Annotated in this window: 8 protein-coding genes; 1 reads left to right on the top strand and 7 read right to left on the bottom strand. The window is 41.0% G+C overall.

Annotated elements, in window-relative coordinates; all coding sequences use genetic code 11:
- Positions 1-27: 27 nt before the first annotated feature.
- The 7 genes from PQ461_RS10230 to PQ461_RS10200 form a co-directional block, all read right to left on the bottom strand.
- On the bottom strand, positions 28-930 hold the full coding sequence (locus PQ461_RS10230) for an AraC family transcriptional regulator (RefSeq protein WP_274205398.1): 903 nt from the start codon (positions 928-930) through the stop codon (positions 28-30).
- A 166-nt stretch (positions 931-1,096) separates the two neighbouring features.
- Positions 1,097-2,341 (bottom strand): NAD(P)/FAD-dependent oxidoreductase, encoded by a 1,245-nt coding sequence (locus tag PQ461_RS10225; protein WP_274205397.1) that lies wholly within the window; start codon positions 2,339-2,341, stop codon positions 1,097-1,099.
- Positions 2,342-2,352: 11 nt separating this feature from the next.
- On the bottom strand, positions 2,353-3,354 hold the full coding sequence (locus PQ461_RS10220; protein WP_274205396.1) for a 4-hydroxyproline epimerase: 1,002 nt from the start codon (positions 3,352-3,354) through the stop codon (positions 2,353-2,355).
- Between the two features lie 3 nt (positions 3,355-3,357).
- A complete protein-coding gene (locus PQ461_RS10215) occupies positions 3,358-4,935 on the bottom strand; it encodes an aldehyde dehydrogenase (NADP(+)) (protein WP_274303964.1) in 1,578 nt (525 codons plus the stop codon).
- Between the two features lie 10 nt (positions 4,936-4,945).
- The gene (locus PQ461_RS10210; RefSeq protein WP_274303963.1) at positions 4,946-5,884 is read right to left on the bottom strand and encodes a dihydrodipicolinate synthase family protein; all 939 of its coding nucleotides are present in this window, start codon (positions 5,882-5,884) and stop codon (positions 4,946-4,948) included.
- 125 nt (positions 5,885-6,009) lie between these two features.
- Positions 6,010-7,398: a SusD/RagB family nutrient-binding outer membrane lipoprotein gene (locus tag PQ461_RS10205; protein WP_274303962.1), complete on the bottom strand. Its 1,389-nt coding sequence runs from the start codon at positions 7,396-7,398 to the stop codon at positions 6,010-6,012.
- Positions 7,399-7,412: 14 nt separating this feature from the next.
- The gene (locus PQ461_RS10200) at positions 7,413-10,430 is read right to left on the bottom strand and encodes a SusC/RagA family TonB-linked outer membrane protein (RefSeq protein WP_274303961.1); all 3,018 of its coding nucleotides are present in this window, start codon (positions 10,428-10,430) and stop codon (positions 7,413-7,415) included.
- Positions 10,431-10,778: 348 nt separating this feature from the next.
- On the opposite strand from PQ461_RS10200, the gene PQ461_RS10195 reads away from it, so the two are divergent.
- The gene (locus PQ461_RS10195) at positions 10,779-13,142 is read left to right on the top strand and encodes a glycoside hydrolase family 127 protein (protein ID WP_274303959.1); all 2,364 of its coding nucleotides are present in this window, start codon (positions 10,779-10,781) and stop codon (positions 13,140-13,142) included.
- The last annotated feature ends 14 nt before the right edge of the window (positions 13,143-13,156 follow it).

The raw sequence follows: 13,156 nt of genomic DNA, 5'->3' as shown, positions 1-13,156 counted from the left end.
TGATTTACCTGGTTCATAACGCCTGCTTCATCCGGCAACTTTAATAGGGTTATTGAAATTTTTGCTATAATTATCGATATAAGCGCGGGGTGAAGAACCAATTACAATACGGAATACCCGGTTAAAATTGGTGATGCTATTGAAACCACAATTGTAAGCTACAGACGAGATACTCTCAAAGGAATAATCTGTAAGCTTTTTGCATGCCTCATTGATACGCACCTCGTTGAGAAAAGAAATAAAAGTATGACCTGTATGTTTTTTAAAGTAGCGGCAAAAGGCATGTGGGGTCATGTGTGCAGCGTTGGCCACATCTTCAAGTGTAATTGATTCGTGGTAGTACTGCATGATGTAATTATAAATATTACTGATACGAATTCCCTCATTTTCTGAGATACGTTGCGACGTACCAAATGACGATAGCGGCTCGGCCTTTGAGCCATGACTGTACAGCGTTTTTACCAACTGAAAAAACTGGATAAGCTGGTCTGGCCCTGAAGAATCACGAAATGAAAGCATAATGCGTGATATTTCATTAAATGCCACATCCGGAAGTTTGAAACCTTGTTGTTGCTGCTGAAAAAAACCTTTGATTTGCTTCATCTCCGGGATTTCAAGCAAGGCGTTCAGCGGTCCGTTGAGATTAAAAAATACAGTAATCGCTTTTACCCTTTTACTGCTGTCGGCATCAAAATACTCGGGGTTGCTTTTGAACAGATGCGGAAGGTTGGGTCCCAGGAAAAACACATCGCCGGGTGCAAAATCGTGCATATTGTTGCCGATAACCAGCGTGCCTTCTCCCTGCTGTATCCAGGTTACCTGGTTCTCTTCGTGCCGGTGCAAATAGGGATAAAAATGTGGCAAATGAATTTGCTCAAAAATAACGCTTTTGTCATAAGCTACCGGGATTGTAAACTGCAAAACTTTCATACAGCATTAAGAGTTAATCTATATGAACTTACAGATTTTAACCCATAAAAGCAAAAAATATCTTCTATGGGTTAAAATTTAAGAAATACTGGGTAATTTCTTATTATATCTGGCGATTGTTGTTAGCAATGAGATCAATATTCTGCTATAAGCAATATGCATCGTATTAAAACCTGTCAGGTGAAAAAGCTGAAGTTGAAATAGCAGTAGATTTTTCTGATACGATTTCACTTACAAGGCGGCCGGTTGCAGGCCCCAGACTTAAGCCCATCATGCCGTGCCCTGTAGCAATAATCAGATTATCATATTTACCTGTACGACCAATATAAGGTAAGCCATCAGGCGAAGCCGGACGGAAACCAAACCAAATATCTTTTTCGACAGGAACTGATGGGTGGAGATCGGGGAAATATTTTGGAACAGATTCAACAATACCTTTAACACGGTTCATGTTGATCTTATTGTTGGTTTTGCCTATTTCCATAGTTCCGCCGTAACGTATCTGGCCATTCATGGGTGTAATGGCTACTCTTGCTTCGGTTAACAAAGCAGGAATAGTCATGCGGTTTTCAGGTTCTGAAACCATAAACGAGTAACCCTTACCGGGTATCAGCGAAATGTTGATGCCGGTCATTTTTGCTACCGCTGGCGACCATGATCCACCTGCTATTACAAATTGGTCGGCAGTCCACTCCTGTTTACCTGTAAAAACTTTAACCACTTTATGCCCCGAACGATCAATCCGTGTAACTTCATGATCCTGGAAAATTTCAACACCGTTAGCTTTCAGATATTTATTAAGCCCGCTGATCAGTGCATCCGGGAATATATGCGAGTCACATCTATAATGTACTGCTCCTAAAACATCCAGGTTGAGGTGTGGCTGCAAGGCTTTGCATTCGTCAGCATTAAGCACAGCCATATCAAGCCCAAGCTCTCTTCCTTTTTCGGCAAGGTGGGCTTCCTCTTCTGCAGCTTGTTCCGTTTTATAAAAAGCAAGAATGCCGTTACCTGTTAAACCAAAGTTGATGCCTGTTTCATCAGCAATTTCACTGTAAAGCTTTTTACTTAATAAAGAAATATCGCGCAGCGGAACAGCAGCCTCATTAACATGCCTGGCATTGGCCTTTTTAATAAACTTTATACCCCATGAAAACAGTTCGGGACTAAGCGATGGCCTTACATAAAACGGGCTTTTACTGTCGAACATCCAGCGTATGCCCTGTTTAATCATTCCGGGTGCAGCAAGCGGTACAAAATGGCTCGGTACAATCATACCGGCATTTCCCAGAGAACAGTTTTCATTTAGCTTTCCTTTATCCAGTATGGTTACCTGGTGTCCGGCTTTATGAAGATAATATGCAGAGCTAAGGCCGATAATGCCTCCGCCGATTATAATTACTTTAGACATTTCAGTTTCTTTTAAAGCACCTGGAATCCGTGTGCGTAAGGGTCTTCGTCGTCAATTTTAATGGTGTTGTAACCATAAACTTTTGCCCAGCCCTCAATACTTGGTATAATGGCATCGAATTCGTTTAGCTGAACGGTATCTTCCACCCTACCTGTAAACTTGCTTCCGATAATACTTTCATGAATAAAAATATCGCCTTTTTTCAGTTTACCTTTGGCATACCACTGCGCCATACGAGCAGAGGTTCCGGTACCACAAGGAGAACGGTCAATGGCTTTATCACCATAAAACACCGCATTACGTGCAGTAGCATCTTCAGAAAGAGTTTTGCCAGCCCATAGAATGTGCGTACAGGTATTAATGGTCGGGTTTTGAGGATGTACAAACGTATACAGCTCATTAATACGCTGGCGCAATACCCTACTCCATGCAATTAACTGTCCTGCACTGTAATTTTCTAACCCGGAAAAATTAGGCTGAGGGTCAACTATTGCGTAATAGTTGCCGCCATAAGCTACATCAATAGTAAGCATACCCAGATCAGGGCACTCAACCTGTAAGTTTTCTGCTGCAAGATAAGCAGGTACGTTGGTCAGCTTAACCGATTTTACTTTAGCACCTTCCTGTTTATACTCTATCAGTACCAGCCCGGCAGGTGCTTCCATTCGGACAATACCAGGCGTTTTTGGTTTAATTAACCCCTCTTCTATAGCAATGGTTATAGTACCAATAGTGCCATGCCCACACATGGGCAGGCAGCCGCTGGTTTCTATAAATAACACTGCTACATCGTTATCAGGATTATGAGGCGGGTATAAAATACTTCCAGACATCATATCGTGGCCACGCGGTTCAAACATTAAACCGGTTCTGATCCAATCATATTCTTTCAAGAAGTGCTGGCGCTTTTCGCTCATATTGTCGCCCTGCAAATTGGGGCCACCACCAGCAACAAGCCTTACCGGATTACCGCAGGTATGAGCATCTATACATAAAAAAGTTTTGTTATTCATTGTTTACTTTGTCCACTGATTGTTCACTAATCTCCAAATGTTAAGTGGATTTGCGTCTTGCAATTCTTTAGGCAAAAGGCTGTCTTCCCAATCTTGCCATGCCACCGGGCGTGCAAAACGGTAAATAGCAGATGTGCCAACAGAAGTATACCTGCTATCACTGGTAGCAGGGAATGGGCCGCCATGTTGCATAGCTGCACAAACTTCTACACCTGTAGGTACGCCATTTAAAATAAGTCGGCCAGCAATGTTGTTCAATTTATCGAGCAAAGATCTATAAGCAGACAGTTCAGCTTTCTCTGCCATAACAGTTACTGTTAATTGTCCGTGCAATGTTTCTACAATCTTTTCAAGTTGTTCAGCGTTTTCGGCAACCACTAAAATCGATAGCGGGCCAAACACCTCCTGCTGCAATTTAGGATTGTTAAGAAAATCTTTACCAGAAACTTTTAAGACAACTGATGCAGCCTGGTTTATATTGTTCTGATTGATATTGGTCGACTGCGCAATTACAGAGACAGCTTCTTCGGCGATAGATGCTTCTGATAGTTTTTGGAAGTTTTGCCAGATGCCGCCTGTCAGCATCGTTGCCGATGGCGTTGCTTTTACAGCTTCTGATATCGTATCAACAAATTGATCTAATCCTGGCGATTGTACAGCCAGCATTAAACCCGGGTTGGTACAAAACTGACCGGCACCTAAGGCTATTGAGCCTGCATATTTGTTAGCCAGTTCCTGCGGACGGCTCTTCAATGCTTCCGGTAAAAACACAACCGGGTTTATACTGCCCATTTCTGTAAATACAGGAATAAGGTCATGACGTTGCTGCGCTAATTTAATTAACGCCATACCGCCATTGTATGAACCTGTAAATGCTACAGCTTTAGTTTCCGGGTGCTTTACCAATTGTTCGCCAATGGTATAACCCGCATCATATAGCATAGAAAAAATCCCTTGTGGCATGCCTGTGCTTAATGCAGCTTTGCAAATTGCCTCGCCCACCAAAGCACTGGTGCCCGGATGTGCAGGATGTACCTTAACTATAACCGGGCAGCCCGCAGCAAAGGCAGAAGCGGTATCGCCACCGGCAACAGAAAATGCCAGCGGGAAATTGCTTGCACCAAACACCACCACCGGGCCTAAAGGCATCAGCAATTTTCTGATATCCGGTTTTGGTAACGGAACCCTGTCGGGCTGTGCTGTATCAATTACCGCATTTACCCACGAACCTTCAGCAACCAGATCTGCAAACATACGCAACTGACCAGTTGTACGGTTTACTTCTCCCTGAAGTCTGGCTTGCGGCAAACCACTTTCGGCCATGGCTATTTCAACAAGATTACTTGTTTGAGCAGCAATCTCATCGGCAACAGCCCTTAAAAATTCGGCCTTATTTGCACCACCGATATTCTTTAATAGTTGACACGCTTCTTTTGCAGCCTTTAAAGCGCTGTCAATTAATGCAGAGTCAGCAATTTGAAATTGACCGGGTATTTTTTCACCTGTAGACGGGTTAACCGCTTCAAACACTCCTTCACCAGACCCTACCGGTTTACAGGCAACGATATTCTCAAATCCCATTATATTTATTTCAGTTTGTCACTGTTTCCAATCTACCCCAGCTGCCTTCAGGCAATGCAGGGCGTACAGCAAGTGCGTCATCAATCACTTTTTCTACATAAGCACGTTCTTCACCTTTAAGTGCTAAACGCGGCGCACGTACAGTCTCTGTGCCAATACCTGTTTTAGTTTCGGCAAGCTTAATATATTGCACCAATTTAGGGTGAATATCTAACTCAAGCAAAGGTAAAAACCAACGATGAATAGCACGTGCTTCATCATAACGTCCTGCTTTAATTAATCTGTATATTGCAACAGTTTCGCGTGGGAAAGCATCTACTAAACCAGCTACCCAACCATCAGCACCCATCATTAAGCTTTCGGTTGCAATTGGATCAACACCTGTAAATATTTTAAATCGATCACCAAAACGGTTAAACATCCTGGTAATATTAATCACATCACGGCTCGATTCTTTAACCGCCTTAATCGTCTCAACTTCGGCAAGTTGTTCAAACATATCAAGTGTGATCTCAATTTTATAATCTACCGGGTTATTATACAGCATAATTGGCAGCGGTGTGCTTTTTGCTACTTCTTTAAAGAAAGTAACTGTTTCTTCGTCATCTGCTTTATAACGCATTGGCGGCAGCAGCATCAAACCATCTGCACCTAAATCATAAGCTTTCTTTGCCAGGTTTACAGCATCGCGTGTAGCTTGCTCGGCAATATTTAATATAACCGGCACTTTGCCTTCAACCAGTTCTAATGTATGTTTAAGTAAAGCAAGTTTTTCTTCTTCATTTAAAGTACTTGCTTCGCCTAATGATCCGCAAAGAATAATACCGTCTGCACCCGCTTCAAGTTGTGCATTTATGTTAATATCAAAAGCTTGAAAGTCAAGCTCTTCATTAGGTGTAAACTTTGTAGTAACCGCCGGAAAAACTCCGGTCCATTCAAAATTGATCATATTCCTTTATAATTTTTTCAAAAATAATACAGCGGTATAAAGTTGGCAGAGCTAATCTTAGCTTAAACTTATTAAATATTAACCGCAAAATTAAGCCTTGCCAACTAAATGGATTAATATATTGATTACTTAGTATCCCACCAAACCCGGTCTGTCAGTTTAGCGCTTTGCGCGGGTTGCGGGTTAGATGTAATTTCAACCTGCGGGTATAAAACCCTTCTTGGTATATCAGATAAAGCATTTAATACTTTAGTTAACTTGGGATAACCTGTTCTTCTCCAGTCGTTAAAGTTCTCCAGCAATAAGAAGTCAGCAATCTGCTTTTCTTCCATAATCAGTTGAAGTCCGTTAGTACTGCTTAGTGTCCTGCTTGCCAGATAAGTAGCAGCATCAGCGTCACTTACACCTAATTTAGTCATATGTGATTTTACACCGGCTACATAATAAGGCGCAGCAGTGGCATAGCCAGAAATATAGTAAGTAGCCTCTGCCTTTAAGAATAAGGCTTCTGAATAATTAACCAGGTAATTGTAAGCGCCTGCACCTGCATAGAAATCGGCTGGTATAGAATATGCCTCTAAACTACCAATTGCTGTTAAACCGTTTTGACGGCCGGTGTATAACCCTGTTTGTACAGCAGGTGCAACCATCTTAGACAAACGAGGATCATTCCTTTGCTGCAAGCCGTTTACGAAAGTATCACCCAATACGAATGTTGACACTGGTAAGAAGTTTTGCTGCCAAGGATTTTCAGTACCCGCTGTTCCGGTATAGGGCATTTTAAAGTCATCGTCATTAGATGCCATGCCATTGTTAAGTGCGGTAAGTGCCAGTTGTGCCTGAGCAGCAGGCGTAGTACCCGGAGCATTAGCCAAGTGCATATAGTAACGTGCCTTTAAAGTGTAAGCCAGCTTTAACCATTTAGACATGTTGCCGCTGTAATAGTAATCGTCGTTACCTGGTACAATGGTGCTCTTTTTGTTGATGTCAGCGATGCCCGCATCCAGTAAAGATTGTACCTGGGTATAAATGCTTTGCTGTGTATCATAAGCGGGTGTTAGATTTGTTGTACCTTGAAAAGCCTGGCTATAAGGAATATCTCCCCAAAGGTCTGTAGCTGTTGCCAGACAATAAGCAGTTAAAATTTTAGAGATGCCTGAGTAATTTGTTTTGCCATCGGCCTGCGCCATTTTGGTAAGATTCACCAGGTTGTTTAAACAACCTACATAAATGTTACCCCAATCCCCATCCATATCTCCGTTATACATCAGGTAGGTTCCAGAGTTTGGTGCAACCTGGTTAAGCGCCATTACCTGCATATATTCCTGTATTGTAGACGAAACGCCGCCACTACCCATTACACTTGTAGATATTTCCAACTCAACAGGAGCAAGAATCAATGCTTCCTGAACGCTTGTAGGCCTGTTTGGATCTTGGTTTACGTCGATATATTTTTTACATCCCGTAAATCCGGTAAGGCAACCAATTGCTATTAATATATATAATTTTTTCATAATCGTTTATAATTTTATAGGGTAAACTTCAAGTTAAAGTCATATGATCTTGAGGTTGGTGTCGAGAATGAATAAATACCCTGTGAACCATTTGAAGCACCAAATGAGCTAACTTCCGGATCGCCGCCGGTAAAGTGAGGCGCATAAATCCAAAGGTTACGGCCGGTAACGCTAAGGCTTACCATTTTAAATGGCGTGTGTATCAGCCATGCTGGTTTAAATGTGTAACCAATGCTTGCGTTGCGCAGTTTGATATAAGTACCATCCTGAATAACAGATTCAGTAATACCATTAATACGCTGATAATAGCTTTGTCCGCTTACAGCAACTGTATTAGGCTGGCCTGTCACATCGCTGATACCTTGCACTACACGCGGGCCACGGTCTTCTGTAACTTTTGGCGTACCATAAAAATATCCGTAACCGTCAACATTGTTCTGGATATCGCCACCTTTCTTAACGTCGAAGAAGAAGCTTACGTTAAATTGTTTGTACCTGAAATTGTTGGTGATACCGCCTGTCCATGTTGGATTAATGTCTCCGATAATACCTTGTGTTGCATCAGCATATGGCAAACCATCGGCACCAATTCTTAACTGGCCGGATGCAGTACGTGCATAACGGGTTCCGAAAATAGTGCCATAAGGCTGGCCTTTAATGATTGTGGTAAAACCATTACCAATTTGCGGAAGATCTCCGTCTATAGATAATACTTTATTTCTGATACGGCTAAAGTTAATGGTCATATCCCATGAGAAGTTTTTAGATCTTACAGGTTTACCGCCAAGCAACACCTCTATACCACTGTTACGCATTTCACCGGTATTAACAGTAGTACCATAATAGCCTGTTGATGGCGCTATAGTTACCCCAGGTATAATTCCAGAAGTAGTCCTTTTTTGGAAGTAAGAAGCCTCAAGCGTAATACGGTTTTTGAAAAATCCAGCCTCAAATCCGGTTTCAAACTCGTTGATACGTTCATTTCGCAAATAAGGGTTACCTAAAACTCCATTTATTAAAAAGCCTGCCTGTCCATTATAAGGAAAACTAATATTACCTACTCCTACAGATCCATACGGAGTAGTTAGGGAATATGGATCGACACCGTCATTACCTACTGTTGCATAAGACACCCTGAATTTAGCCAGGTTCATTACGTCTTGTAACTTTTCAGAGAAAAAGTCAGACAAGATAAAACTGGTTGCTGCCGAGCCGTAAGGATAAAAACTTTTATCTTTAGAAAGCACAGAGCTACCATCATAACGGCCTGTTAATGATAAGATCAGGAAACGTTTATAATCAATATTTGACTGGGCATAAAAACCAATTTTTCTGGTCAGATAATGGCTTTCACCATAAGTGATGTTAGATGCAGAACTGATATTTTCAAAGTCGGCAATTGTTAAGCCTTTACCTACGGCATATTGATATTGCTTGTATTTTGAGTAAATGTTATTACCCAATAAAACATCTATATCAAAGTCGCCAAACTTTTTGGTTCCTTTCAGGAATAAATCGTTATTAAACTGGCGGAAGTTGATATTTTGATCAATGATACGGCCGTTAGGGTTGGCTGCAGAACCTACTGCTTCCCTGTATTTATCAGTTTCCGTATAAACGTCGGCACCGAAACGTTCTGTCAGTGTTAACCAACCGAAAGGTTTATAGTCTGTTGTAAAAGTTGGCAAGAAACGGTTTACACCGCTTTTGTTATAAATATTAGCAACTACCCAATAAGGGTTGTTTCTTGAATAACGATACAGACGCTGATTGCCGTTTGCATCAAGATATGGTAATAAGTTGTAAGATACAGGAGCGGTATAAATTGTCCATACAGGGCTTTCCAATGCATAACCTTCAGGTAACCTGTTATTCTGTGAATTACTGTAATCAAGCTGGAAAGTTGTGTTTACATCTTTAGTGATTTGATTAGCATATTTTACAAAGAAGGTATTACGTAAAAAGTCTGTAGCTGGTACTGTACCTTTTTGATAGTAATTTCCGTAAGACATAAAGTAGCTGGATGTATTACTGCCACCATTAACGCTTACCGTGTTATTACGTGTTGTTCCTGTACGGAAAAACTCTTTTAATTGATTATATACCGGTGCTTTCTGTCCATTGATCTTTAGGGTATCCATTAAAGCACCCCATGATGTACTGGTTTTCTGATTTACACCATCATAATACTGGCCATTTAAACCCTGAGAATATTTATTCTGCACTTTAGGGAATAATGCATTTTCAAATGAATAATCAGATGAGAAATTCACTGATGCTGCTTTATTCTTATTTCCGTTTTTAGTGGTAATAATAATTACACCATTGGCACCTGATGAACCATAAAGAGCGGTAGCTGCCGCACCTTTAAGTACATCCATGCTTTCAATAATTGATGGATCGATATCAACCAAACGGTTTGAACCAGGGCCCGAGTTAAGGTTACCTGTTTCATCGTTATTAATAGGCACACCATCAACAACCATTAAAGCCTGGTTATCTCCATAAAATGATGAAGCCCCCCTGATCACGATACGTGATGAACTACCTGGGGTACCTGATGAAGTAGTTACCTGTACACCGGCAACCTTACCATCAATTGCATTGATCAGGTTAGGATCTTTTGCCTGGTTAATCTCGTCGCTTTTTATTTGTTGTGAGCTGTAGGTAAGGTTTCTTTTCTCACGCTTAACGCCCAAAGCAGTAACAACTACGTCTGTTAGTGTCTGGCTATTATCTGTTAAGGTTAACGTGATGTTGTTTTTGGCCGGTACTTCCTGTGGGTTGTAACCAACAGCGCTGATTACGAGAACAGCACCGGGCGGTACCGAAATAGCAAATGAGCCATCGGCAGAGCTTGCCGTGCCTTTTGTACTTCCTTTAATTCTAATAGTGGCTCCTGGAACCGGGATGCCTTTGCTATCCAACACCTTCCCTTTTACGGGAGATGTTTGGGCCGAAGCATGGTGGTAAAGCACTATTAAACAGAAGCAGGCTGTAAAGACTTTTTTAAGTAAATTTTGGAGCTTCATAAACAATAGTTTTAAGGGATTAATTTGTAGTTAGTCAAACAACAATATGTCGTTACTGTAAAATTATCGTTACCCTTTATGGAGTGTTTCTCTGATATTTACTACTTATGCCCATAAATTGACTTATGTAAAACCGGATATTCAATTCCCAACAGCATTAAGTCTATGTAAATGAATTATTAAGCAAATGTGACTGGATAAAATTGGCACTTACAGCGAAATATTATTCGCCAAAGTATTTAAATACCTTAGTAATGGTTAAAATATGGGCAACTATTGCAAAATATAATTGGTTTATAGTTTTAAAATCAATTTATCTTCACTCTTTTATTTATCAAATCACCAGTAATGCGAAACATATATAAATGGCTTTTATGCAGTAACTTATGCCTGGGCATGTTTTATTCTGCTTCGGCTCAATCTTATTTACCAGAATGGAAAGACAGCCGCATGGCAGTAAAGCCTGTTATCCCTTTAAAAGCTTACGCTTTTGATTTAAAAGATGTGCAACTGCTTGATGGCCCTTTCAAAACAGCTATGATGGCTGATGAAAAGTATTTGCTTTCGATAGACCCGGACCGTTTGCTATCAGGCTTCCGTAGTCACTCCGGCTTGAAACCTAAAGGTGCATTATATGAAGGCTGGGAATCATCGGGACTTGCCGGGCATACATTAGGGCATTACCTGTCGGCCTTATCAATGCTTTACGCATCATCGCGCAACCCGGTAGTACTGAAACGTATTAACTACATAGTACAGGAGCTTGACGAATGCCAGGTGGCACGTAAAACAGGTTACATTGGCGCTATACCTAAAGAAGATACCATTTGGGCAGAAGTTGCAAAAGGTGACATTCGATCAAGAGGTTTTGACCTTAATGGTGGCTGGTCGCCCTGGTACACCGTTCATAAAGTTTTTGCGGGCCTGCTCGATGCTTATTTATACACCGATAATAAAAAAGCACTTCAAATTGCAGAAGGTTTAGCAAACTGGACTGGAGAAGAGTTAAAGAATTTAAACGACGAACAGATACAAAAAATGTTATTATGCGAATATGGGGGTATGGCAGAAACACTTACCAACCTATACGCCATAACTGGCAGTAAAAAATATCTTGATCTTTCCTATAAGTTTTATGATAAGCGAATACTGGATGGCTTAGCAAATAAACAGGATATCCTACCCGGAAAGCACTCTAATACACAAATACCTAAAATTATTGCAAGCGCCAGAAGGTTTGAGCTTACCAAAGATGAACATGATAAAACCATAGCAGATTTCTTTTGGGAAACAGTAACACAGCACCACTCCTACGCTACCGGCGGTAACAGTAATTATGAGTACCTGGGCGCGCCTGATAAGCTTAACGATCAGCTGACAGAAAATACCACTGAAACCTGCAATACTTATAATATGTTAAAGCTGACCAGGCACCTGTTTGCTGTAGAGCCCTCGTCTGCTTTGATGGACTATTACGAAAAGGCTTTGTATAACCACATTCTTGCTTCGCAGAACCATGATGACGGTATGATGTGCTATTTCGTGTCATTACGCATGGGTGGCCGCAAAGAGTATAGCACACCATTTACAACATTTACCTGCTGTGTGGGCTCTGGCATGGAAAACCATGTAAAGTACAATGAGGCAATTTATGCACGTGGCGCAGATGGCAGTTTATACGTAAACCTTTTTATTCCGTCAGTACTTCGATACAAAGAAAAGGGGCTTATTTTAAAACAGGAATCTGGCTTACCTGCTAATTCAACTATCAGCTATACGTTATCAGCAGTTAAACCTGTCTTGGTTCCTATAAAAATACGTAACCCTAAATGGAGCAGCAACGCTATTGTCCGTATAAATGGAGTTAAAGTTAATACTGAAGTTAATAATCAGGGTTATCTTGTTTTGAACCGTAAATGGAAAAACAATGACAAAATAGAAGTTAAGTTTAGCGAAAGTGTTTACACAGAAGCCATGCTTGATAATGCCAACCGTAAAGCCATATTTTACGGCCCGGTATTATTAGCAGGTGTATTAGGCAATAAAGAACCAGACCCTGTGAATGGTGTACCTGTAATGGTGACCAACAACACAGATCCTAATAAATGGTTACAATTATCGGATAAGCAACAGCTTAGTTTTAATGCAAGCTATACCAGTCAGCCTTCAGGTATAAAACTGGTACCTTTTAACACAATTGAAAACGATTACTATACCGTTTACTGGGATGTATTCTCCACAGATACCTGGGCGGTGAAGAAAAAAGCCTATGATGAAGAAAAGAAAAAGCAACAGGAATTAGAGGCTAAAACCACAGATATACTGAGGCCGGGAGAAATGCAGCCGGAACGCGATCATAACTTTACCGGTGAAAAAATAATCACCGGTGAAGATCACCTGAAAAAATGGCGTTCAACAGAGGAACAGGGACAATATTCATTTACCATGAAGGTTGACCCTAACTTACACAACACCTTGATCAACACTTATTGGGGTATGGATAACCGCGGACGTGTATTTGATATCTGGATTGATGATATTAAACTTACCACCGAAGATTTGAATAAATACAAGCAAAGCCGCTTTTATTACATCTCTTACCCAATTCCTATTGAGCTTACTAAAGGAAAAAGCAAAGTGACTGTAAAACTTGTAGCCGGTGCAGGTAACAGTGCGGGTCCGCTGTATGGCAGCCGAATGGTAAAAGAATAATTAATCTATATAGA

This window comes from Mucilaginibacter sp. KACC 22063 (genome assembly GCF_028736115.1).
Classification (GTDB): Bacteria; Bacteroidota; Bacteroidia; order Sphingobacteriales; family Sphingobacteriaceae; genus Mucilaginibacter.
Note: the sequence above shows the minus strand (reverse complement) of the source record. Positions and strands in the feature narration are given on the sequence as shown.